At 64.1% G+C, this 23,621-nt stretch carries 19 protein-coding genes and 1 tRNA gene; 9 read left to right on the forward strand and 11 right to left on the reverse strand.

The window, feature by feature from the left end; genetic code table 11:
* The first annotated feature begins 93 nt into the window (after positions 1–93).
* Entirely contained in the window at positions 94–735 is a 642-nt protein-coding gene (locus tag ABEA18_RS05495) for an aminodeoxychorismate/anthranilate synthase component II (protein ID WP_345448282.1), read from the forward strand.
* On the opposite strand, the gene pknB is transcribed toward ABEA18_RS05495, so the two are convergent.
* Genes pknB through ABEA18_RS05530 form a run of 7 tightly spaced genes read right to left on the reverse strand, consistent with a single transcriptional unit; the run spans position 732 to position 10,246 of the window.
* Positions 732–2,702, reverse strand: coding sequence for a Stk1 family PASTA domain-containing Ser/Thr kinase (gene pknB / locus ABEA18_RS05500; RefSeq protein WP_425550476.1), 1,971 nt, complete (start codon positions 2,700–2,702; stop codon positions 732–734). The two genes, ABEA18_RS05495 and pknB, sit on opposite strands and share 4 nt — an antisense overlap.
* Before the next feature lie 6 nt (positions 2,703–2,708).
* Positions 2,709–4,517, reverse strand: a complete 1,809-nt coding sequence (locus ABEA18_RS05505) for a protein kinase domain-containing protein (protein ID WP_345448284.1) — start codon at positions 4,515–4,517, stop codon at positions 2,709–2,711.
* Positions 4,514–5,971, reverse strand: coding sequence for a penicillin-binding transpeptidase domain-containing protein (locus ABEA18_RS05510; protein ID WP_345448285.1), 1,458 nt, complete (start codon positions 5,969–5,971; stop codon positions 4,514–4,516). Before ABEA18_RS05510 ends, ABEA18_RS05505 begins: the two co-directional genes overlap by 4 nt.
* Positions 5,968–7,335 (reverse strand): FtsW/RodA/SpoVE family cell cycle protein, encoded by a 1,368-nt coding sequence (locus ABEA18_RS05515; RefSeq protein ID WP_345448286.1) that lies wholly within the window; start codon positions 7,333–7,335, stop codon positions 5,968–5,970. The genes ABEA18_RS05510 and ABEA18_RS05515 overlap by 4 nt, the downstream gene beginning before the upstream one ends.
* Positions 7,332–9,011, reverse strand: a complete 1,680-nt coding sequence (locus ABEA18_RS05520; protein WP_345448287.1) for a protein phosphatase 2C domain-containing protein — start codon at positions 9,009–9,011, stop codon at positions 7,332–7,334. The genes ABEA18_RS05515 and ABEA18_RS05520 overlap by 4 nt, the downstream gene beginning before the upstream one ends.
* 3 nt (positions 9,012–9,014) lie before the next feature.
* Positions 9,015–9,497 carry an FHA domain-containing protein FhaB/FipA gene (locus ABEA18_RS05525; RefSeq protein ID WP_059390255.1) on the reverse strand — a complete coding sequence of 161 codons (483 nt, stop codon included), beginning with the start codon at positions 9,495–9,497 and terminating at the stop codon, positions 9,015–9,017.
* A gap of 5 nt (positions 9,498–9,502) precedes the next feature.
* Positions 9,503–10,246 carry an FHA domain-containing protein gene (locus ABEA18_RS05530; RefSeq protein WP_345448288.1) on the reverse strand — a complete coding sequence of 248 codons (744 nt, stop codon included), beginning with the start codon at positions 10,244–10,246 and terminating at the stop codon, positions 9,503–9,505.
* A 362-nt stretch (positions 10,247–10,608) separates the two neighbouring features.
* On the opposite strand from ABEA18_RS05530, the gene ABEA18_RS05535 reads away from it, so the two are divergent.
* A tRNA-Leu gene (locus ABEA18_RS05535) sits at positions 10,609–10,691 on the forward strand.
* Between the two features lie 42 nt (positions 10,692–10,733).
* Here the strand turns inward: ABEA18_RS05535 and ABEA18_RS05540 are convergent.
* The gene (locus ABEA18_RS05540) at positions 10,734–11,411 is read right to left on the reverse strand and encodes a TetR/AcrR family transcriptional regulator (protein WP_345448289.1); all 678 of its coding nucleotides are present in this window, start codon (positions 11,409–11,411) and stop codon (positions 10,734–10,736) included.
* Positions 11,412–11,550: 139 nt separating this feature from the next.
* Here ABEA18_RS05540 and ABEA18_RS05545 point away from each other — a divergent pair, with 139 nt between their 5' ends.
* The 5 genes from ABEA18_RS05545 (at position 11,551) to ABEA18_RS05565 (ending at position 17,937) form a co-directional block, all read left to right on the forward strand.
* Complete coding sequence (locus ABEA18_RS05545; protein ID WP_345448290.1) at positions 11,551–12,942, forward strand: flavin monoamine oxidase family protein; 1,392 nt, start codon at positions 11,551–11,553, stop codon at positions 12,940–12,942.
* A 160-nt stretch (positions 12,943–13,102) separates the two neighbouring features.
* Entirely contained in the window at positions 13,103–13,861 is a 759-nt protein-coding gene (locus tag ABEA18_RS05550; RefSeq protein WP_345448291.1) for a LamB/YcsF family protein, read from the forward strand.
* Positions 13,858–15,483 carry a 5-oxoprolinase subunit B/C family protein gene (locus ABEA18_RS05555; RefSeq protein WP_345448292.1) on the forward strand — a complete coding sequence of 542 codons (1,626 nt, stop codon included), beginning with the start codon at positions 13,858–13,860 and terminating at the stop codon, positions 15,481–15,483. The genes ABEA18_RS05550 and ABEA18_RS05555 overlap by 4 nt, the downstream gene beginning before the upstream one ends.
* On the forward strand, positions 15,480–17,213 hold the full coding sequence (locus ABEA18_RS05560; protein WP_345448293.1) for an acetyl/propionyl/methylcrotonyl-CoA carboxylase subunit alpha: 1,734 nt from the start codon (positions 15,480–15,482) through the stop codon (positions 17,211–17,213). The genes ABEA18_RS05555 and ABEA18_RS05560 overlap by 4 nt, the downstream gene beginning before the upstream one ends.
* 37 nt (positions 17,214–17,250) lie before the next feature.
* Complete coding sequence (locus tag ABEA18_RS05565; protein WP_345448294.1) at positions 17,251–17,937, forward strand: GntR family transcriptional regulator; 687 nt, start codon at positions 17,251–17,253, stop codon at positions 17,935–17,937.
* A gap of 94 nt (positions 17,938–18,031) precedes the next feature.
* On the opposite strand, the gene ABEA18_RS05570 is transcribed toward ABEA18_RS05565, so the two are convergent.
* The 3 genes from ABEA18_RS05570 to ABEA18_RS05580 form a co-directional block, all read right to left on the reverse strand.
* The gene (locus ABEA18_RS05570) at positions 18,032–19,813 is read right to left on the reverse strand and encodes a hypothetical protein (RefSeq protein WP_345448296.1); all 1,782 of its coding nucleotides are present in this window, start codon (positions 19,811–19,813) and stop codon (positions 18,032–18,034) included.
* A gap of 593 nt (positions 19,814–20,406) precedes the next feature.
* Complete coding sequence (locus tag ABEA18_RS05575) at positions 20,407–21,015, reverse strand: hypothetical protein (RefSeq protein WP_345448297.1); 609 nt, start codon at positions 21,013–21,015, stop codon at positions 20,407–20,409.
* 150 nt (positions 21,016–21,165) lie between these two features.
* Positions 21,166–21,615 (reverse strand): DUF5997 family protein, encoded by a 450-nt coding sequence (locus tag ABEA18_RS05580; protein ID WP_345448298.1) that lies wholly within the window; start codon positions 21,613–21,615, stop codon positions 21,166–21,168.
* Between the two features lie 133 nt (positions 21,616–21,748).
* Between ABEA18_RS05580 and ABEA18_RS05585 the strand changes: the two genes are divergently transcribed.
* Both ABEA18_RS05585 and ABEA18_RS05590 read left to right on the forward strand, forming a co-directional pair.
* Complete coding sequence (locus ABEA18_RS05585; RefSeq protein ID WP_345448299.1) at positions 21,749–22,552, forward strand: ABC transporter permease; 804 nt, start codon at positions 21,749–21,751, stop codon at positions 22,550–22,552.
* Entirely contained in the window at positions 22,549–23,613 is a 1,065-nt protein-coding gene (locus tag ABEA18_RS05590; protein WP_345448300.1) for a sulfate/molybdate ABC transporter ATP-binding protein, read from the forward strand. Before ABEA18_RS05585 ends, ABEA18_RS05590 begins: the two co-directional genes overlap by 4 nt.
* The last annotated feature ends 8 nt before the right edge of the window (positions 23,614–23,621 follow it).

A 23,621-nucleotide genomic window follows, 5' to 3' on the forward strand; every position in this document is an offset into this window, starting at 1 on the left:
ATGCGCGCTTGTCTTGATGGTCCAGTTCCTGTTCCCCTGGATGTCACAGTTCACTTCCTTCACCGACTCAACGATTGGTTCAGCACAGCAGCCATGAGCACAACAAAAATCCTCGTCGTGGACAATTACGACAGCTTCGTCTACACCCTGGTCGGCTACTTGCAGGAACTCGGTGCGGAAACCACAGTGGTCCGGAACGACGACGTCACCCTCGCCGAAGCGATCGAGCTGGCGGACGCGCGCGACGGCGTGCTGATCTCCCCCGGCCCCGGAACCCCGGCGGACGCCGGGGTCTGCATTGAGTTGATCAGGTGGTGCGGAGACAACAACAAACCGATGTTCGGGGTCTGCCTCGGGCACCAGGCACTGGCCGAGGCCTACGGCGGGACCGTGACGCACGCGCCAGAGCTGATGCACGGCAAGACATCACCTGTGCAGCATGACGGCAAAAGCGTTTTCGCCGGTCTGCCTTCGCCGGTAACGGCCACCCGCTACCACTCCCTGGCGGCTGTCCGGGAAAGCATTCCCGACGTCCTGGAAATCACCGCCGAAACCGCCAGCGGGGTTGTCATGGGCCTGCAGCACCGTTCGGCGCCGCTGTGCGGTGTGCAGTTCCACCCGGAATCGGTGCTCACTGAAGGTGGCTACCTCATGCTCGGCAACTGGCTTGAATCACTCGGGATGTCCGGGGCGGCCGCCCGCGCAGCCACCCTGAGCCCCCTGATCCAGCGCTAGCCGCCTAGTCCGCCCAGGCCTCCGCCGCCCTTCGTGTCGCTTGGAGACGGCGTGGGGGTCGGAGTGGGACTCGGGGGCGGGGCGGGAGCCTTCGCGACAATCACGCTGATGGTCTTGCCCTGCTCCACGAGGGAATTGAAGGCATCTCCCTGGCCCGTCACCTTTCCCGGGGCTACTTGCGAATTCTCCTGTTCGGTGACCGCGATGGCCAGGCCGTTCTGCTTGAGCAGTGCCTCGGCATCGGCCTTGGTCAATCCAATGAGTTGAGGAACGGCTACTTTGCCCGTGGACACCACCAAGTCAACGGTGCTGCCCACGCCCACCACGGCTCCGGAAGCCGGCTTGGTGCTGATGACGGAGCCCGCGGGGACCGTGGCACTATTGGCCAAGGTACTTGACCCACCTACGAGTCCAGCCTGGCGCAGGAGGTCGCGGGCAGCGGCTTCGGTAAGGCCGCTCAGGCCTGCCGGGACGGTCGCCGAGACCGGCCCGTCTGAAACGTTCAGCGTGACTTGTGATTTCGGCGCCACTTGGGACCCCGCGCCGGGGTCGGTGCTGATCACTATCCCCTTGGGTATCTTGTCATCCGGGACATGATGAGACTCCGGGCTGAGATTGGCACCGTAAAGCATCTGCAATGCCGTAGCCTCGCTCATGTTGGTGACCGCCGGTACCGCGACCAACGGGGGCGGGGCCGGCTTCTGGTTCACCGTGGTGTACACCCAGAATCCGCCGCCGGCCAAGACCAGCAGCACCAAAATAACCACCACTGCGGTCCACGCACGACGGCGGGACTTCTGCCTGGCGGTCCGCTCGCGTTCTGGGGCGAAACCAAGCGGCATGGCGCCGTCGTGCTCTGCGTCAGACTCCGATTCGGCTGCCTCCCGGTCCAGCATGTCCTGGTCGCCGGTGACCTGGCCGTTGCCTGGCCCTCCACTCAGGGTGCTGTCCAGGAATTCTGCGCCCATCAGGCCGCGAGCCAGGCCACCTTCCGGAATCAGTTGTGTCGACGGCACAGCCTCCTGGACGTCGGTGGGTGTTCCGGCGGCAACTGCCGGAACAGCAACGCCGTTCTTGGCCGCACGCAGGGCGCGCCGGAAGGCAGCAGCATCCTGGAAACGATCCGCGCGATTCTTCTGCAGGCCCTTGGCCAGGACACTGTCCAGTGCCTCTGAAACGGCCGGATTGAAGGTGCTGGCGGGTTCCGGGATCTCACGGACGTGCTGGTAGGCCACCGAGACAGGGCTGTCGCCCGTGAACGGAGGGCGCGAGGTCAGCATTTCAAACAGGAGGCACGCCGCGGAGTACAGATCACTGCGGGCATCCACGGTCTCGCCGAGGGCCTGCTCGGGCGACAGGTATTGGGCAGTACCAACTACGGCCTGCGTCTGGGTCATGGTTGCCGCCGAATCGGCCATCGCCCGGGCGATTCCGAAGTCCATGACCTTCACATCGTTTGACTCCCCAGTCACCATGACGTTGGCCGGCTTGATATCGCGATGGACGATTCCGGCCTTATGGCTGTATTCCAGAGCGGCGAGGACGCCAAGGATGAATTCGATGGCTTGATCGATGTCCAGTTCCTTGGCCCGGATCAGGTCGCGGACAGTCCGGCCGGACACGTATTCCATGACGATGTAAGGGACCCGGACGTCCTCGCCCGGGCCACCGGGCACGGTGTACTCGCCGGTGTCGTAGATGGCGACGATAGAGGAGTGGTTCAGGGCCGCCACCGCCTGCGCCTCACGCTTGAAGCGGGCATGGAACTGCGGATCGCGGGCAAGATCGGCACGGAGCAGTTTCACCGCGACAGTTCGTCCGAGCACCGTGTCGACGCCCTTGTAGACATCGGCCATGCCACCACGGCCGAGCAATTCACCGAGTTCGTACCGCCCGTTGAGGACGCGCTGGGATGTCATTGGAGTGCTGTCCTCTCTGTGGGCAGGGGTGGAGCGTCCGGTTGGCATGGTGTCCTACGGGGTGGTCTTAGGGGAAGGAGACAGGTTCGCGGTCGGCTTGGACAGGTGATAGGTCACGACGGACCCGGCCGGTACCTTCTGCCCGGCTGCAGGATCGGAACTGACGAATGTTCCCGGCGCCTGGCCGGTTGCTCCGTCAACGGGGGCACCGGTGACCCAGCGCAGGCCCGCACCTTCGATGGTGGCCTGCACTTGTGATTCGGTGGCTCCCTTGCCGATGGTCGGCACCGTGACCATCTGCGGTCCCTTGGAGTAGCTGACGGTGATGGTCGATCCCTTGGCCACGGGACCGGAAGGATTGATGTCGATGACAGTGCCCGGCGTGGATGGATCGAAGACCTGTACGCCGTTGACCGCGAGGCCGAGTGCATTGAGGTCCGAGCGCACCTTGTCGTACGGCTGTCCCTTGTACTGCTCCGGGATCAGGTTGATCGTATCGGGGGTGGAGGTGGTGGGCGTGGGGCTGGCCGAAGTCTCCGTTGGGCTCGGAGTTGCCGAGGTTGGCGGTGCGCTCGAGACCTGGGCTGGAGGCGTGGTGCTCGCCGGTGCCGGCCTGCTGGGCGAGAACAGCCCGGACTGGGTCAGGATCGCCCCCACCACGGCGAGCAGCACGAGCACGATCAGTGCAATGAGCGGCCACGTCCACGGGCTGCGTTTCTTCCGCTGCGGCTCCTCCTGGTACTCCTCTTCTTCATGGATGTACTGGTTGTGCTCGCCGGCCTGATCCAAACTGCGTTCGGCGGCCAGGGCGTTGGCACGGGCCAGCGGATTTCCACCTTCGGCTGCGGCCCCAACCGCTGCGGCTCCCGCGGCGGCGGCGCCGACCACCGGGAGCGCCGACGTCGACGTCGACCGTGCTTCCCTCCCGTACGGCGAGGTGACAATGCCGGTGGGCGCGGTGGCGATGTCCGTGGGTGCGGTGATGGGGCCCGTGGCGGATTCGAACAGCAACATCCCAGGCACGGCGGCATGTGCCTTGGCAATATCGCCGGCGCGGATCGCCTCTGCGGCTTCAGCCAGTTTGATGGCATCCGCAGGACGGTTCTTCGGATCCTTGGCGAGCATGGACATCAGCAGGGCGCGTATCGGGGTAGGCAGGCTTTCAGGCAGCGGCGGCGGGGCGTCGTTGACCTGGGCCAGAGCAATGGCGATCTGGGATTCGCCGGAGAAGGGACGATGCCCTGTGAGGCACTCGTAGCCGATAATCCCGAGGGAATATATGTCCGAGGCGCCTGTGGCCGTTTGTCCGGTGGCCTGCTCCGGAGCCAGGTACTGCGCCGTACCCATGACTTGGCCGGTCTGCGTGAGCGGAACCTGGTCTGCCAGGCGGGCGATACCGAAGTCGGTGATCTTGACACGGAAGTCCGGCGTGATCAGCAGGTTGCCCGGCTTGATGTCCCGGTGCACCAGGCCCTGGGCATGCGCGGGGGCCAGCGCCCGGGCTGTCTGGGAAATGATGGACAGGGTGCGGTCCGGGGAAAGGACCTGCTCGTGTTCCAGCATGCTGCTCAGCGGCTGACCTGGTACCAATTCCATGACCAGGTAGGCGGAGCCGTCTTCCTCTCCGTAGTCGAAGACGTTGGCGATTCCCACGTGATTAAGCAGCGCAGTGTGGCGGGCCTCGGCGCGGAACCGCTGGAGGAACCCGGGGTCACCGGTGTATTCCTCCTTGAGCACCTTGATGGCGACGATCCGGCCGAGGATCTGGTCCTTTGCCCTCCAGACCTCTCCCATGCCGCCAATCGCAATGCGACTGGTCAGCTGGAACCTGCCGCCGAGGGTGATTCCTGACGTAGGCCTCACTTGTTCAACACCGCCTCAAAAATCTTCTTCGCGTTCGGACTGGTTAGCTTTGCGCCTGTAGACACATCAACGCCTTCCATGACAATGGTGACGGCTACCTGCGGGTCGTTGGCCGGGGCGAACCCGGTAAACCATGAGTTGTTCAAGCCTGAATCGCCGAGTTGCGCCGTGCCGGTCTTGCCGGCCACCTGGACTCCCGGCACCGCGGCACCGCTCGCAATGCCCTTGGATACGACGTCGGTCATCCACTCTGTGATCTGGCTGGCGATATCGGGCGTGGTGGAAGTACGCAGCGCCTCGGCCTTGGGCTCGCTGATGACACGCAGGTCAGGTGCGCGCACAGTCTTGATGAGGTTCGGCTTCATCTGGACGCCCTTATTGGCAATAGCGGCGGTCATCATGGCGATTTGCAGCGGAGTGGCCCTGACGTCACGCTGCCCGACGGCGGACTGGGCCAGCGCCGCCTGGTCCAGATTCTTGGGGAAGACACTGACCGCGGACTGCAGCTTGAGCTGGTCCCCGAAATCCTGTCCGAAGCCGAACTTGCTGGCCTGGTCCGCGATGGCGTTCTGACCCAGGTCCAGGGCGATGCTCGCGAAAGGCGTGTTGCACGACTGTTCCAAGGCGAAAGGGAAATCGGCTGTGTTGCGGGTTGAGCAGTTGCCGCCGGCATAGTTCGGCAGCGAGGCGTTCGAACCGGGCAAGGGCAGGCTGTCCGGGTTCGGCAAGACACTGTCCTTGTTGTACTTCCCGGAGCTCAATGCAGCCGCGGTATCGACGAGCTTGAACACGGAACCGGGCGCCAACAGCTCGCCGGTGGGCCCGCTCACGGACTGGTTGAGGTTGATGCCGGGGACCTGGTTGATTTGATCGTAACCGGCCTTTTCCTTGGCGGGATCGTGCGTGGCGATCAGGTTGGGGTTATAGGACGGCTTGGAAACCATCGCGATGATGGCACCCGTCTTCGGGTTGGTGACGACAATTGAGCCGCGCTGACCGTCAGGAATGAGGTCGTATGCCAGCTTCTGGATCACAGGATCGAGGGTCAATTCCACCGACGCGCCCTTTGGCTGGCTCCCGAGGAAAATCTGGCTCACACGGTCAAGGAAGAGCTGGTCGGAGCTGCCTGCCAACTCATCCCGGAGCTGCTGCTCAAGTCCGGTGGACCCATAGGTCCTGGAGAAGTATCCAGTGATCCCCGCATAGAGCTCCGGTTGGGCGTAACTGCGCTGGTACTTGCAGGTTTCGTCTCCGGGGACGGATTCGGCGATTGGCTTGCCGCCCACGATGATGGCACCGCGGTCGTTGCAGTAGTTCGCCAGGACGGCGCGCTGGTTCCACGGATTGTCGTTGAGGTCGCCGGCGCCGATGACCTGGACATAGCTGATCGCGCCAAAGAGGAGGGCGAACATGGCAACTGCTGCCATCCACGAATTGCGTATGGAATGGTTCATGAGGTCTGCACCGCCTCTGTGGGGGCATGGGTAATGGGCGTAGTGTCCACCGGGCCGCGCGCGGTGTTCGAAATCATGAGCAGCAAGCCCACGATGATCCAGTTGGCAAGCAAGGAGGAACCGCCTGCCGCAAGGAATGGAGTGGTTAGTCCCGTCAGCGGGATCAGCCGGGTGACGCCGCCGATCACCACGAAGCACTGCAGCGCTATGGCAAAGGACAGGCCACATGCCAAGAGTTTGCCGAACGCGTCCCGCGCGCCAAGAGCCGCGCGGAACCCCCGGGTGAAGAGCAGCATGTAGAGCATCACGACGGCGAAGAGACCGATCAGTCCCAGCTCCTCACCGATGAGGGCCACGATCATGTCGCTGTTGGCGAAAGGCACCAGATCCGGCCTGCCTTGTCCGAGCCCTGTGCCTCCGAGGCCGCCATCGGCCATGCCAAAGAGGCCTTGGACGATCTGTCCGCTGCCGCCCGGGGAGCGGTCGAAGACTTCCGGGGTGAAGGCGTTCCACCAGCTGTCCAGGCGGAACGCGACGTGCGAGAAGAACCTGGACGCCAGGAATCCGCCACCAAGGATCAGTGCGACTCCGATGACCACCCAGCTGATTCGACTTGTTGCCACGTAAATGATGACGATGAACAAGCCGAAGAAAAGGATTGACGTGCCGAGGTCCCGCTGGAACACGAGGATGCCGATGCTTACGAGCCAAGCCGTGATCATCGGTCCAAGATCCTTGAAGCGTGGCAATTGCATGGGGCCGATCTTTCGGCCGGCAAGCAGGATGAGGTCCCGGTTGGAGGAAAGATAACCTGCGAAGAATATAGCCAAGGTGATCTTGGCGATTTCGCCTGGTTGGAAAGTCATGGGACCGATCCGGATCCAGACGCTGGCGCCGAGCACCTCGCCGGCGGAGATGCCGGGAACGAGCGGCAGTACAAGGAGAACTGCACTGGCCGCCAGCGAAATAAAAGTGAAACGGCGAAGGAGGCGGTGATCCTTGAGGAACCAAATCACGACGATTGACACTGCCATGGCCAGGAGGGTCCAGCGCAACTGGTTGTTACCCGTGTCCTCGCCTGGCTGGTCCATGCGATGGATGAGGGCCAGTCCCAAGCCGTTGAGGGCAACGACGATCGGAAGGATGATCGGATCGGCATATTTTGCACGGAACCTGAGGATCATGTGAAAAGCGAATGCCGCCACGATCAAGAGACTCGACTGGAACCAGAAATCGCCGTCGAAAGCGGCCGTACTGTTGAGCCCGACCATGGCGCTGGCGCCGATTCCCACAGCGAGGGCAAGGACCAGCAGGACGAGCTCGACGTTGCGGCGCGGCTTGGGTGTGGTGATGGCCAGAATCATCGCGACACCGCGCACGTAGGGGCTGCCGTTGACGTGGGTGACGATGTTGGCTGGTTCGAAGGACTCGGGCTTGCCGGCGCGGGGGTTCCCGTGGGGGTGGGACTCGCCGTCGGCTTGGCTGTGCCTGTGGGGCAATTGGCTGGCAGCCCGGTGGTGCCGTTCTCCTGCAGGCTCTTCACGATCTGCTGTGCATCGGCGAGATCCCGTGCCGGAACGGTCTGGCGAAGGGTTTGTTGCGTGTATTGAGGCAAAGAGTCCATGCGGATGTTCGTCCTGGCCTCAACTTTCGAGAGCTGGAACGGGCCAAGGCTCTGGGAAATGCCATTGAAAATTGCGACGTGCTGGTCGAATTCACCGACGTAGTAGCGTGTCTGGGTCCACGCATAGCCGAGCCACAGCCCGGCGACCACGAATATGGCCAGGACTGCGGCAATGGCCGGCGTCAACCAGCGTCGCTTCCTGGCGACAAGCGGTTGTAGATCCTGGCGGTCCTGTTCAGCCTTGTGGGTCAGCACCGTGGCAGCCCGGCGTGCAACGCTGCGTCCGGCTATCGTCGGGATCGAACCCGTATCGGCCGCGGTCGCGGCGGCACCGACCAGTTCGTGCGGACGGCTTGCGAGCTCTTCGCGGAGGATCTCCGCCGACAGGTGCTCGCCAAGGTGCGGGTCTGTCGCCGTCGGAGGCTCAGGAGTCCGGGCTGGTTTTGCCGAACCCGCTACGGGAGCCGCGGCTGCGGTGGGATTTTCCGGGGCTGTGGGAATGTTGGCTCCGGACTCTTTGACCTGGGCTGCCGCATCGTTGCCGTGCGCGCTGTCCTTGCTCGGCGCGGACTTTCCCGGATCGGCCGCTTTCGGCGGCACTGGCGCTTCCCGGACGACGTCGACGGCGGCCGTGCTGAGGTTGTCGCCGGTCTCTTCCACGATTTCCAACAGCACCACGGTGACGTTATCGGGAGCACCGTTGGCGAGCGTGAGCTCAACGAGGAGTTCGGCGCACTCGGCGAGGTCCTTGGTTTCGCGGACGACTTGCTCCACGACCGCGCCCTGGACGTAGTTCAGGCCATCGGAGCAGAGGAGCCAGCGTTCGCCCGGTACGACGTCGAGTTCGTCCAGGTCCAGCTCGGGGCTCGCGTCCACGTCGCCCAGAACGCGCATGAGGACGTTCTTGTGCGGGTGGGTCTCAGCTTCCTCCGGGCGCAGGCGGCCTTCGTCGATCAGCCTCTGGACGAAAGTGTGGTCCACGCTGATTTGCTCGAATTTGCCATTGCGCAGGCGGTAGGCGCGGGAATCGCCGATGTGCGCGAAGTGCAGCCGCCTGCCTTCGAGCAGCAGGGCCGTGACCGTGGTTCCCATGCCTGCGAGCTTCGGGTCTACGTGGACGAGTTCGGAGAGGAGGGAATTGGCGGTCTGGATTTCGTCTGCCAGGACTGTTTCCGCGCCGTCCGGGTAGGAATCGTGATCGAGGTGGATCATGTCCAGCACGGTGGATGCCGAGGCGACGTCGCCGCCCGCGTGCCCGCCCATTCCGTCCGCGACGACGGCAAGATGCCGGCCGGCATACGCAGAGTCGTCGTTCTTCGAGCGGACACGCCCGACGTCGGACCGCGCCGCGTAACGCATGATCAGGGGGAGTTCCGGGGGCAGAGCCTTGCCCTCGGAAGCTTGGGGGGAAGCCATGGGCTACGCCCTCAATTCGATGACCGTCTTGCCGATCCTCACGGGGACACCAAGCTCCACCGGCAGGGCGCGGGTCAGTTGCTGATCGGCGAGGTAGGTGCCGTTGGTGGAGCCAAGATCTTCGATGAACCATCGGCTGCCCTGGGGGAACAAGCGCGCGTGCCTGCCCGAAGCATAATCATCCTCGAGGACCAACGTGGCCTCTTGTGCGCGGCCCAGCAGAATCGGGCTCGCGGCTAAAGGAAGCGTGGTCCCCTTGAGCGGGCCTTCGACGACGACGAGCTGGTGCGCCTGCTGCTTCACGGGCTGGGGTGGCGCGGGGGCGAGTTCCGGGTGCTTGCGTACTTCGCGCGCCGTCGGAGTTCCCATGGCTGCTTTGCGGCCGATCACGAGATCACGACGCATGGTCGAGACGATGCTGAAGATCAAAATCCACAGCAACAGCAGGAAGCCGAAGCGGAGTGCGGTGATGGTTAGTTCACTGATGTCGCTCACGGGCGCCCACCAGAGGGCTGGGGGAGAAGTCTGAAGATGATCTTGGTCCGTCCCATGGTGATGGTGGATCCGTCAGTAAGTTCCACACTGCCGTCCACTTTATGGCCGTTGACGTAGCTTCCGTTGGTGGAACCGAGGTCGACGGCGCGGATGACTCCGTCCGCCGTCTGGATTTCCAAGTGCTTGCGCGAGACGCCGGTATCGTCCACCAGGATGTCGGCCTCGGATGACCTGCCCAGCACGATGGAAGGCGCGTTAAGGGAATAGCGTTGTCCGCCGATGTCCAGGACAGGCTGGAGCCGGGTGGGCTCGCGGCTCGGCGCCGCGGGGACAACGGGCCGAGGAGCAGCGGGCGCGGCAGCCCCGTCGGATTTCTCCGTGCGGGACGTTATTTCGAAATGGCCCTCGCGCTGGGCTTCGTCGTGACGGAAGGAGATCCGTACCGGACCCTGCAGGATGTAACCCTGGCTGCGCACGTGCTGGATGACGACGTCGCACAATTCTTCGGCCAGGGGAGTTCCCCAGTCCTGGGCGCGCGCGAAGTCTTGATCGCTCAAGAGGACATCGAAGACGTTGGGAGCCAAGGTACGGCCGGCCGAAATAGTGATGGACTGGTTGTCCAGTTCGCGGCGAAGTTTGCTCGCTATCTCCACCGGCTCCACCCGTGCCCGCGAACCGGTGGAGAAGACGCCGCGGACGGCCTTTTCGATGCCACGCTCAACCCTGTCAAGCAAGCCCATGGTCTTTCTCCTTCCGCTTCGTTGACCCTGCAATATCAGTAGCCAAGACGAATCCCCGCAGTGGCCGGAGCGCACGCGAGAAGCCTGTCTTCAACCCCGATACTACTGGGCAAGACTGTGAATGGCCTTATTCCACAACGGCTGGAACGCCGGAAAAGTTCGCCGGCCTGCATCATTTCGGGACGCTCCGCGCGGGATTTCCGCATCCTGTGGGCAACCGGCAATCCGTGGCGTCCCGGGGTTTTACGGCCTCATCCTTGGTCGATTGGTGTTTTCAACGGGTTGTCCGTTATGCTTGATCTCGCTGCTTTCGCAGGGGTAAGGCCGGGGAAACCTGGTACGGCCCGGGCGAAGGAAGTTGCGCGCGAGTGGCGGAACGGCAGACGCGCTGGCTTCAGGTGCCAGTATCCGAAAGGGTGTGGGGGTTCAAATCCCCCCTCGCGCACGCAATTCAAGGAACCCCGGTCTCTGATCGGGGTTCCTTTGTTTAACTCACCCGGAGCGCGCCGAGCCCGGTGATCAGCGCATCCAGGCCCATGCTGAACGCGAGGTCGGACGGGTAGTTGTTCCGTTCGGGTCCAAGGCTGCGGACCGCCGAAGTGAAGTGCGGCGTGGAGTCGGCCAAGCGGCCGGAATCGAAAATGTCCGCCGGCGCGTTCGCGTCGAAAGCAGCACCGAAAATGTAGGCCTCGAGGGCCACGATGCTCGGGATGATTTGCTTCTCCGGGAAACCCGCACGGAGAAATCCCTCCGTGACGGCTTCGTACATCGCGAGCGTCTGCGGGGCGTCCGTCACGGGAAGGACCGCAATCACCGAGATCAGCGGGGTGTGCCTTGCGAAGATACCGCGGTAGGAATATGCCCATTGCCTGACGGCCTCCTCCCAGGGGAGCGTGCTGAAACCGCCGAAATCGACCTTGGACATCAGGTCTTCTTCCACGAGCTTGAGGACTTCATCCTTGGAGGACACATGGTTGTAAAGGGCCGACGGCGCCACACCCAGGGATCGCGCGAGGGCCGCCATAGTGAGGCCGTCGTAGCCCTTCTTGCTGATCAGTTCCAGGGCCGCTGCAGTGATGCCGTCCTGGTCCAGGACCGCCGCCATTGGCCGTCCTGCCCTGCGGCGCGCTTTGGTCTCGCCGGGGGCGGGCGTGGGTTCAGGCATCGCTGACCTTTCTGGAGGCTGTGTCAATGCATTATTCCATTTGGGTCTTCACAGTCAGGGCCAAGCCAGCTACAGTTGAGATAAATGAACGTCATTCATTTATTGGTCAGCCAACGGGGACGGCCACAGAAAGGACATCATGTTGAATCTTGATCGCGACGTCGTAATTGTCGGTGCCGGTCCATCGGGGTTGACGGCCGCCCGCGAATTGAAGAAGGCCGGACTCAGCGTTGCCGTGCTCGAAGCACGCGACCGCGTCGGTGGCCGCACGTGGACCGACACCATTGACGGGGCCATGCTGGAAATCGGCGGACAATGGGTGTCCCCGGACCAGACCGCCCTCATGGGGCTCCTGGACGAACTGGGCCTTAAGATGTACTCCCGCTACCGCGACGGCGAATCTGTGTACCTCGCGCCGGACGGCAGCCGCACCCGCTACACCGGGGCTTCCTTCCCGGTGAGCGAAACCACTGCAGCCGAGATGGACAAGCTCATTGCCATCCTGGACGGCCTCGCTGCCGAGATCGGCCCGGAGGAACCTTGGGCCCACCCCAAAGCCCGTGAACTGGACACCATTTCCTTCCACCACTGGCTGCGCCAGAACTCCACGGACGAGGAAGCCTGCAACAACATAGGCCTCTTCATCGCCGGAGGCATGCTCACCAAGCCAGCGCATGCCTTCTCTGCGCTGCAAGCGGTGCTGATGGCGGCCTCGGCGGGTTCGTTCTCCAACCTGACGGACGAAGACTTCATCCTGGACAAGCGGGTTATCGGCGGCATGCAGCAGGTCTCCCTGCTGATCGCCGCGGAATTGGGTGACGACGTCGTACTTAACAGCCCGGTGCGAACCATCAATTGGGAGCCGGCCGGTGAAGGCCATCGCGTCACTGTTGAGTCCGAGCGTGCAACCGTCAACGCGCGATTCGTGATCATGGCTGTCCCGCCGAACCTGTACTCCCGCGTGTCCTACAACCCGCCGCTGCCGCGCCGCCAGCACCAGATGCACCAGCACCAGTCCCTGGGCCTCGTCATCAAGGTCCACGCTGTCTACAGCACGCCGTTCTGGCGCGAAGACGGACTGTCCGGCACGGGCTTCGGCGCCGACGCCCTGGTCCAGGAGGTCTACGACAACACCAATCACGGGGACGCGCGCGGCACCTTGGTGGGCTTCATTTCGGACGAAAAGGCAGACGCCGTCTTCGAGCTCAGCGCCGAGGACCGCAAGAAGAAGGTCCTTGAGTCCATCGCGGGCTTCCTGGGCGAGAAGGCCCTGGATCCCGAGGTCTACTACGAATCCGACTGGGGTTCCGAGGAATGGACCCGCGGAGCCTATGCGGCCAGCTATGACCTGGGTGGTCTGCACCGCTACGGCAAGGACCAGCACGCCAACGTCGGACCCATCTACTGGTCCTCCTCCGATCTGGCTGCGGAAGGCTACCAGCACGTTGACGGAGCAGTCCGGATGGGCCAGGCAACGGCCGCCAGGATCGTCACCGCCAACAGCCGCGTCGCTGCGGTACCGGTGGCGTAGTCGATCCAATCCCAAGGTGAGGTCTCGGCTCTTTCGCTCGTTGAAAGGGACGAGACCTCACTCCTGGAATCAGGGCAACTGGTCCCATTACCAAGATTGTTGAACAATCTTGAAGTTTCAGGCATGATGGTGAGGTATTCAACCTGAGACGGGGATCACAATGCCTTTTATTGACCTCAACAGCGACGTCGGAGAATCGTTCGGCAACTGGACTATGGGCGATGACGCTGCCGTCTTCCGCTACGTGTCGAGTGCCAATGTCGCTTGCGGATTCCACGCCGGAGATCCCAGCACCATCGCCAGCACCTGCCGCGAGGCCGTCGCTGCCGGGGTGACCATCGGTGCCCACGTGGGTTATCGGGACCTCGCGGGTTTCGGCCGACGATTCCTGGACTGCTCCGCCACGGAACTGGCCGACGACGTTCTGTACCAACTCGGCGCACTCCAGGCTTTGGCCCACGCGGCCGGTTCCGAGATCAAGTATGTCAAGCCGCACGGCGCCCTCTACAACGCGATCGTCCACCACGAAGTCCATGCCCAGGCAGTGGCCGACGCCGTCCATGCCTTCAGTCCCGGACTCCCGCTGCTTCTCCTGCCGGGCTCCGTCGCACTCGCCAAAGCCGAAGCGAAGGGGCTCCGCGGAGTGGCCGAGGCATTCGCCGACCGCGCCTACAACGCGGACGGCACCCTCGTATCGCGCCGCGAAGAAGGCGCCGTGCTCCACGATCACGCCGCCATCACCGAGAACATGGTGCGCCTGGCAACGGAGGGCAAAATCGTGGCCCGCGACGGTTCTGTGCTTAACGTCCACGCCGAAAGCATCTGTGTACACGGAGACACTCCCGGAGCCGTGGCCATGGCAGCCGCCGTCCGCGAAGGACTCGAAGCAGCGGGCGTCACCGTACGGAGCTTCGCGTGAGCCTCACGGGAATACGATGGGCGGGCCCTCGCGCCCTGCTGGTGGAACTTTCCGATCTCCCTTCCGTGCTGGCGTTTCATTCCACGCTGCTTGCCGAGCCCCTGCCCGGCCAGCTCGATACGGTCGCCGCGGCAGCCACCGTACTCCTTAAGTTCGGCACGCACGCCGAGGCACTCGCGGCACGCACCGCCGTCGGGCATGTTGACCTTGGCGCGGTGCCACGCGACAGTTCCCGCGATGTCACCATCGAAGTGGTGTACGACGGCGAGGACCTCGCCGAGGTGGGCATCCTCACTGGTCTGGGCCGGGACGGCGTCGTGGCCGCGCACACTGGACAGCTTTGGACCGCGGCTTTCGGCGGTTTCGCCCCGGGCTTCACGTATTTGCTCGGCGAGAACCACACCCTCGACGTTCCGCGCCGGAGCTCGCCACGCACCGCCGTTCCGGCCGGTTCCGTCGCGCTCGGTGGAACGTTTTCTGCCGTTTACCCGCGGCAATCCCCGGGCGGGTGGCAGCTGATCGGGCGTACGACGGCGGTCCTCTGGGATCTCGGGCGCGAGTCACCGGCGCTTGTTCGACCCGGAGACGCAGTCCGGTATGTTGCCGTCCGCGAGGCCGTTGCGCTGACTCCCACTGGGCACGCGGTCCGCGAAGTGACCGGACCCGCGCTGGTGGTGGACTCACCCGGACTGCAATCGCTGGTCCAGGACCTCGGCCGCCCCGGACTGGGAGATCTGGGAGTTTCAGCCGCGGGCGCCGTGGATCAACAATCGACGCGCCAAGCCAACCGCTTGGTGGGCAACGAACCCGGTGCGGCGGTTGTGGAAACGGTGCTGGGCGGACTCTCGGTCCGGGCCGTCGGTGACCAGGTAGTCGCAGTTACCGGAGCGGTGGTGCCCTTGGAAACCCGCGATGCGTCGGGGGCTCCGGCCCGCCGCGCCGCGATGTGCGCGCCTTTCGCTCTCCTCGACGGCGAAACCCTCAGCCTGGGAGAGCCGACGCTCGGGGCCCGCAGTTACCTTGCTGTCCGCGGCGGGATTGATGCTGATCCGGTGCTCGGAAGCCGCTCAAGCGACTCGATGTCCGGAATCGGTCCCGCACCACTGTCGGCCGGGACGCGCCTCCCCGTGGGAAGAGCGCCGCTTTTCCAGATGGTCGGGGCGCCCGAGGAATCCACACTGCGGCTAGGAGTGTCGTCCGCGGAACTGCGCATCACCTTAGGCCCTCGGGACGACTGGTTTGGTTCCCGTGCGCTGGAGGCGCTCACGGGGGAGGACTGGATCACCACCGTGCAGTCGAACAGGATCGGTGTCCGGCTCAGGCCCGGAAGCAACCGTGCGCTCGAACGAAACCCCGAGCGCGGAGCCGGCGAGCTCCCCAGCGAAGGGGCCGTTGCCGGCGCACTCCAGGTGCCACCCAGCGGACACCCGGTCCTCTTCCTGGCCGACCACCCGGTGACCGGCGGGTATCCGGTGATTGCCGTCGTCGTACCCGAAGACCTGCCGACGGCGGCGCAATTGCCGCCTGGCCACCGCGTTCGGTTCACGATCGTGGACCCCGCAACCCTTGAACCACTTGAATCTGCCGCTGCCGGCGCTGTCACCGAAGGAAACCAGCCATGAAGAAGGTCCTGATCGCCAACCGCGGCGAGATCGCCGTGCGGATTGCCCGCGCCTGCTCGGACGAGGGCTTGGAGTCTGTCGCCGTGTATTCGGATCCTGACGCCGATTCCCTCCACGTGCGGTTTGCCGACGAGGCCTACGCACTGGGCGGTTCCACCGGCGCGGAGACATACCTGGACATCGCCAAGCTGATCGACGTCGCCCGCCGCGCCGGTGCCGACGCCGTGCACCCCGGATACGGCTTCCTCTCGGAGAACGCGGATTTCGCGCAAGCCGTGATCGACGCCGGCCTCACCTGGATCGGCCCGGCACCGCAGTCCATACGGGAGCTGGGAAACAAGGTGGTCGCCCGCGAGATTGCCGTCCGCGCCGGGGCTCCGCTCGTTCCTGGCAGCGACGGTCCGGTGGCCAACGCCGCTGAAGTACTTGCATTTGCCTTGGAATACGGAATGCCGGTGGCGATCAAGGCTGCTTTCGGCGGCGGCGGACGGGGGCTCAAGATTGCGCGGCGCCTGGAGGACATCGAGGACGCGTTCGAATCGGCCGTGCGTGAATCCAAGGCGGCCTTCGGACGCGACGAATGCTTCGTGGAACGCTTCCTGGACCAGCCACGCCACGTCGAGGCTCAGATCCTGGCGGATATGCACGGCAACGTGGTGGTCCTGGGAACCCGCGATTGCTCGCTGCAGCGTCGCAACCAGAAGCTTGTGGAGGAGGCCCCGGCACCCTTCCTGAGCCCTGAACAGCGCATGCTCATCCACGAATCGGCCAAGGCCATTTGCCGCGAGGCCGGATACTACGGTGCCGGAACCGTCGAATACCTCGTGGCCGTGGATGGCACCATCTCCTTCCTGGAGGTCAACACACGTCTGCAGGTAGAGCATCCCGTCACCGAAGAAACGTCCGGGGTGGACCTGGTCCGCGAACAATTCCGGATTGCCGCGGGCGGCAGGCTTTCCCTGAAGGAAGACCCTGAGCCCAAAGGACACGCCTTCGAGTTCCGTCTCAACGCCGAGGATCCCGCGCGCGGCTTCCTGCCGGGGCCCGGCACGGTGGAGGTCTTCGAAGCACCCACCGGTCCTGGTATCCGCGTGGACTCCGGGGTTCGCTCCGGCTCGGTGGTTCCCGGAGAATATGATTCCCTCCTGGCCAAGCTGATCGTCCGGGGCGAGGACCGGCAGCAGGCCCTGCGCCGCGCCCGGGCCGCCTTGGACGAGATGCAGATCAAGGGTTTGCCCACCGTGCTTCCCTTCCACCGGGCCGTGGTCCGCCACGAGGCCTTCACCTCAGAGGACAAGCTCGGCGTGTACACCACGTGGATCGAGACCGAGTTCGCCGAGGAGCTGGCCGCGTCCCCGGAGATCGCCCGCGTGGCCCCCGGCTCCGAACGCAGCAGGTTCACGGTGGAACTGGACGGCAAGGCGGTGCAGCTTGGGCTCCCCCTTCGCTTGTTCGAAGCGCTGATGAGCGGAGGTGGCGGTTCCGTCGCTGCTGTTTCGGCTCCGGTGGTGGCCGACGAATCCGGTCTGGCATCGCCGATGTCCGGCTCGCTGGTGAAGTGGCTGGTCGAGGACGGTGCGGTCGTCGAAGTCGGACAGCCCGTGGCCGTGCTGGAGGCGATGAAGATGGAAACCACTGTCACGGCCCACCGTTCCGGCACCGTGGCGCGTGGTCCGCACGGGCCGGGCACCGCCGTCGGGCGCGGAGAGGTGCTCGCGAGCATCGGCTGAGGTCCGGCGGGCCGTCGCCGTTCGGTAGATTTGGGGCATGCCCATGAACGCTGCGCTTCAAGGAATCGCCGACGCCGGCCACGCAACCCACGCCCACACTGGAGCGTGGGTTGCCGCCCAGCTTCGCCAGCGCATCTCCGATGGCTTGTTGCCGCCCGGCACGAAGCTCTCCGAGCAGGCCTTGTCCGAGGCGCTCGGCGTTTCCCGGAACACCCTGCGGGAGGCCTTTACGGTGCTTGCGGGTGAATCCGTGGTCCAGCGGATTCCCAACCGCGGCGTGTTCGTGGCCGCCCCCGGAGCCGACGATGTCCGCGAAATCTACCGGGTGCGCCGCCTGATCGAGCCGGCTGCGGTGTTGTGGGGCGATGTCCCGGTTGGAGCCCTGGACGCCATGGACGCCATCGTCGACAAAGCCCGGGCTGCCCTCGCCGAGGGATCGGTGGCCGGGATGGCGGATGCCAACCAGGAGCTGCACAAGGCCTTGGTGTCGTTGTCCGGAAGCGCCTCCCTGGACGCATTGATGGAGAAGGTGCTGGCCGAGATGCGATTGGTCTTCCACGCCATGGCCACCACTCCCGACTTCCACAGCCACTACGTGGAACGCAACGCCGTCTTGGTTGCCCAGATCCGTAGCGGACAGCGTGAAGAGGCTGCCGCCGAATTGCGCCGCTACCTCGATGGTGCCGAGCACGAACTCCTGGTGCATATCGGGGCGATTCCGTAGGTCTTCGACACTGGTTTTTTGACGCAAACGCATAGAAGATCCCCGGCGGTTCAGGCCGGGGATCTTCTCCCTGCCAGTGGAAATTCAGGCCAGGTCAGCCGTTGCTGATGGTGAAGCTTTCAACACCGCATGCAGACGATGCCGATTGGTTATTGCTGTCTCCCGAGTAGCTTGACATCCAGCGCCACGTCCCGGGGGCGGTGGAGTGGAACGTGGTGTTGGTGGTGCCGTAGGTGCCATTGCCGCTCGTTACAGTCACCGTCTGGGTCAGGGCTGGAGCCTGCGAGCAGGTCGTGTCGGTGGGGGCGTACAGCTTGAAAGTGATGGTCCCGGTTGGGCTGGATCCGCCTGACAGCGTGAAGTTGTCGTTCGGGATCAGGTCCTGGGCGGTGGATACGGACGGCTGCGCCTTGGTGATCACGACGTGCTCGGAGGTGCAGACGCTTGTGGCGCCGTTGTTGTTGGCGTCACCGCTGTATACCGCTTGCCAGTAGAAATCCCCTGCTGTGTTGAAGGTGAGGGCGTTCGAATCGGGAACGATGCCGTTCGTCACGGTCACGGTCCCGGCATCCCTGGCCCCTGCGGTGCATGCGGTGTCGCTGTAGACGGTGTACGTCACGGTGCCGCCCGCTGTGGAGGTGGCCCCGGTCAGGGCCGCGGAGTCATGCACAGAGCTACCGACAGGTACCGTGGTGCCGGACAACGTCGTGGCGATGCTTGGGCTGTTGGTGTAGTGGTTCGTGTAGGTGCAGGTCACGTTTTGTGAATTAGCGAGGGCGATTGACACCTGTTGGCCACTGATCGTCACTCCTGAGGTGGTGTCACAGGTCAGGGAAACGAAGTTCCAAGGTGCGCTCTGGTTGCCTTCCGTCACGCTGTAATTGCCTGCAGGGAGAGCGCTGAAGGTTTTGGACCCGCCATTGGTCAGGCTGAAGGCGGTCAGGTTGGACGATGTGGTGTAGGAGAACGACTGCGTGCCCGGGACGGGTTCGTTCTGGGTCACCTTTTTTATCGTGATGCTGCCGCAGTTGTTGATCTGGACGGCGATGGGTGCGATAAAGTCCTTGAGTTCAGCAGTGAAGGACGACGACGAGCGGCTCTTGACGAACGCGCTGCCGAACGCCTGGCAAATCCCTGGAGGGAACACGCCGGCAGCCGTCAGATCGATCGATGCCTCGCCGAAGAGGCCGACGCCGAGGGTTGCGTTTTGGATCGGGTCGAGAACCGGAACGGTGTTGACGGCGCCTTCGGCCGACGCGGATCCGAGAGTCGTGTGGTTGCCCCAGCACGGCAAGGTATTGGCCGAGAAGCACTGGCTTACAGTGTTGCCCGCCGCGGCTGTGAGCCAAGTATTGATGCTGAGGGTCGGGGTGCCGCTACCGCCGAAGTCGTAGTTGACCAGCAGGTCGCCTGCCGTGCGGTTGAGGGTCACCGGGCCTGTGGTTGATGAGGTGAAACCTGCGGTACCGGCGTGGTTGATTTCGAAGTCGAGATTGGCGTTGCCGATGTTGACCAGGCGTTCCCATCCCAGATACAGGTAGGTGTGGCCGTTGGACCCCAGCTCGGATGCCTCGTAGAACCTGGTGAGGTCGTTCTTGTTGGGTGGGATGGAACCGTCCACCACGCTCACTGCAGAATTGTCTTCTTTGGTTCCTTGGCCGAAAGCGTTGTCGCTGCTGCCTGAGGGAACATCAATGCCCGTGTTCCGGCCGGCCACGTTATCCCAGTCGGTACCGCCTGTTGCATGAATCAGGTTGCCGTCGTTGCCTTCGAAGGTCGTGCCGCTAAGGGTTGCCTGTGCGGCGACGGCCCCGCCGAGAATGAGGGCCAGACAGGCGGTTCCCGCCCCGAGATGTGTGAGTGTTTTGTTTCTCATGGGAATGCTCACTTCCGAATAACCGATAGTGTTTCTGTGAGCCGGGCGGCTCCATTTCCTTTCACTGACTACGCCCCCTCGCGCAGTTGATCCTATGGTTGAATTGGCCGCGAATCACGAGTGCGGGACACTCGTTTTAGGGGAAAAGCGTCACGCAATCGCGGCGCCGAATTTTCACTTCTTGGATGATTTTCTGGATGCTACTCGTCTGGCTCCTTGCTTTCCTTGCGAGTAGAAAGTTAAGTAATTGAGCCAACGCGAATCGGTCCGGATGCCTCTTGTGGCTCGGGTCTGATCGGTCATCAAACCAGGTGCCCCAGGCCGGTTTTCACACAGAGATGGCCCGGTTAAGCCGCGCCGTTGATTCAATTACCGGCGGGCAAGTGTCGGCGGCTTGAGGGTGAGATGCTTGGGAAATTCGTCACAAGCAATATCGAACGCAAAGATCGTTATCTAGTTGAATGACTCTGAATTGTGGGGAAGCGCCGGGATTACCCGCTGTCCGGAGGAATGTCCATCATTTCAACCTGGCCAGCTCAAAATCCGCCCTCGGGCGTGCTGCGCGCCTCCCGGAGGCGAGCGTCATCAGCTAGTTACGGAGCAGAAACGCCCGCCGCTGCTTCGGCTTCGGCCATCGCAACATCCAACTGCTCGACGGCGTGGGCATAGTCCGTCCCCGCTGTCAGGCGGCAGCGTTGGGCTTCCTGCAGCGCGCGCACCAGGGCGGCAGTTTGAGGAACGTTGACGTCGCTCATACCGGGGAAGTCGATGCCCTTGGCGGGATCCAGTTCATACCGTTGCCAGCGGGCCAGGAGGGCGTCGTGACGGGCTGCCGCTTCAGTGAAACCGCTCCGATTTTGACGCTTCTGCTCCAGTTTCCGGCCGGCAGCAAAGGCAGCAGCAGCGGCACCCATGCCGAGGAAGAGCATCAAGAGCCCGACGGCGGGTGAGGCCAACGCGGGGATGACGACTGCGGGGACAATCACCACGAGTCCGGCGAAGATGTTCCAGAAGGTCGCGTCCGGCTCTTTGACGAGGTCCCGGTCGCGATGCCCCTGCAAGGCGACGTGGCCGCCGTCGGAGGCTCCATGGATCACTGCTTTCCGAACGGCATTGACCGTAAAGGCCACAGCGCACATGAGTAGAATCGCCCACAGTCCGATCTCCCAGACCGTCAGCTGGATTCCAGTTGTGGCGGGCAATCGGACCACCTCCACGCGAATGCGCACCCCTTTGAAATCAGTATGCGCCGAGGAAGGCCCGGAGGCGAGGGCCCGATTTGGGCGTAAAAGCAGCGAGGCAGGACACCCCGGTGGGGGTGACCTGCCTTCCTGCGGAAGTCCGGTTGGAGCTTAAGCGTGGTCCCGCTTGGATGCCTTGGGCGCGTCCCGCTTGGCAGTGGCGTTGGTTTTGGCTTCCTTCGTAGCTTCCTTTTTGACAGCTTCTTCCTTGATGCGCTTTGCCTCGGAGCGTACGGCTGCGTGCGTGGCGCGCTCGACGACGAGCCACTGCGGAGGAGCTTCCAGCAGTTCGGTGATTTCCGCCGTCGTCAGAGGTTCGGTGATTCCGCCGCGGGCTAGGCCGCTGATGGAGATATTCAGCTTCTGCGCCACCACGGGACGCGGGTGCGGACCCGTCCGGCGGAGCTCGGCGAGCCACTCCGGCGCGTTGGCCTGGAGCTCGGCGAAATCGGCGCGGGTGATTTCCGAATCCTGGAACTCCGGGGGTGTTGCAGGCAGGTAGATGCCAAGTTTCTTGGCAACGGTGGCCGGCTTCATGGACTGGGAGTTTGCAGAGGTCATGGTTCAAGGGTATCCGCCACCGCAGCGAAGTGGCACAGCCCCTGTTCTAGGATGAATCCATGCCGTACATAAGAGTCGCCGGGGCCGCCCGGAAGGTCCCGGTGACGCAAGCCTCCGCGTACCGCGGGCGTTGATGAACTTCAGCGGGATTCCCCGGTGGGTCTATGGCGTTGCGGTACTGGGCGGTTTGTTCGTCCTGCTACCGCTGGCTGCCATGGTCGCAAAGGTCAATTGGGCGCAATTCATCCCGCTGGTGACCTCCGAGTCCTCGATTACAGCGTTGGGACTCAGCCTTCGTACCTCTGCCGCGAGCACCGCGCTCTGCGTTGTCCTGGGCATCCCCTTGGCGCTTGTCCTTGCCCGCCGGCCCTTCCGCGGGCAGCGGCTACTCCGCGCCTTCGTCCTCCTGCCCTTGGTGTTGCCGCCGGTGGTGGGCGGCATCGCGCTGCTCTACACGTTCGGGCGGCAGGGTCTGCTGGGCAAAAGCCTTGAGCTCGCTGGCATCCAGATCGCGTTTTCGACGACGGCGGTGGTCCTGGCCCAGACGTTCGTCGCCTTGCCGTTCCTCGTGGTGAGCCTCGAGGGTGCCTTGCGGACGGCCGGCAGCCGCTACGAAGCCGTTGCCGCGACGCTCGGCGCCCGCCCCACCACCATCCTGCGCCGCGTGACGGTACCCATGGTCCTTCCCGGTCTCGCGTCGGGGGCGGTGTTGTCTTTTGCCCGCAGCCTGGGAGAGTTCGGGGCTACGTTGACTTTCGCGGGGAGCTTGCAAGGTGTCACTCGGACATTGCCCCTGGAAATCTACCTGCAGCGCGAGACCGACGCGGACGCCGCCGTCGCCCTTTCGCTCGTGCTCGTCGCCGTGGCAGTGACCGTCGTCGGGCTGTCTTACCGGCGTCCGCACCGCGCGGACATTCCCGCGGAAGCAGCCGCATGAGTTTCCACATCGACGCCACCGTCCGCGCCCGCAACCTGGACGTTTCCTTGAGCCTCGGCCAGGCGGAAACCGTGGCGATCCTCGGACCCAACGGTGCCGGAAAGTCGACGCTCCTTTCCGTTGCGGCGGGGCTCTTGCGGCCGGACGCCGGCTCCGCCCGATTGGGGGACCAGGTTCTGTTCAATCTCGACGGCGGCAGCCGGGTGTGGACCCCTCCGCACCTTCGCGGTACGGCGCTGTTGGCCCAGGAACCGTTGCTTTTCCCGCACCTGAGTGTCCTCGACAACGTGGCTTTCGGCCCGCGCAGCGCAGGCGCCTCCCGGGCGGAATCACGCGAGACTGCGCGGCACTGGCTTGCCGAAGTCGACGTCACGGAGTTTGCCGGGCGGAAGCCCGGGCAGTTGTCCGGGGGACAAGCCCAGCGTGTTGCTGTGGCCCGCGCGCTGGCGGCCGGTCCCGAGTTGTTGCTCCTCGACGAGCCGATGTCCGCGCTGGACATCCACGCCGCTCCGCACTTGCGTCGGCTCCTCAAACGCGTCCTGTCCGGACGTCGCGCCCTGATCATCACCCACGACGTCCTGGATGCCCTCATGCTCGCGGACCGCGTGATCGTCATGGAAAAGGGCAGGATTGTGGAAGAAGGCGCCACCCGTGAGGTGTTCCGGCGTCCGCGTAGCCAGTTCGCAGCCGGCCTGGCCGGGGTGAACCTCATGGCGGGCACCGTCACGGAGGACGGACTCAGGACGTTCGCCACTGACGAGCTTCCCGGACTGCACGTCGCGGGACATCTCGATGACGAAGCGGAACCGGGCCAGCCCGGCGTCGCGGCCTTCCCGCCGTCGGCCGTTTCCATCTTCCTGGACGCCGCCCACGGTAGCCCGCGCAACTCGTTCCCCGTTGCAATCACGGATCTTGAACCGCACGGGGACCACATCAGGGTCCGGGCCGGCGATTTGGCAGCGGACATCACGCCCTCAGCCTCCGCCGAGCTGGGACTCGAACCCGGCTCGCGCGTCTACTTCGTGGTCAAGGCCACGGCGGTCCAGGTCTACGCGGCGTAGCCCGGACC

This window comes from Arthrobacter gyeryongensis, from assembly GCF_039543785.1.
GTDB classification, from domain to species: domain Bacteria; phylum Actinomycetota; class Actinomycetes; order Actinomycetales; family Micrococcaceae; genus Arthrobacter; species Arthrobacter gyeryongensis.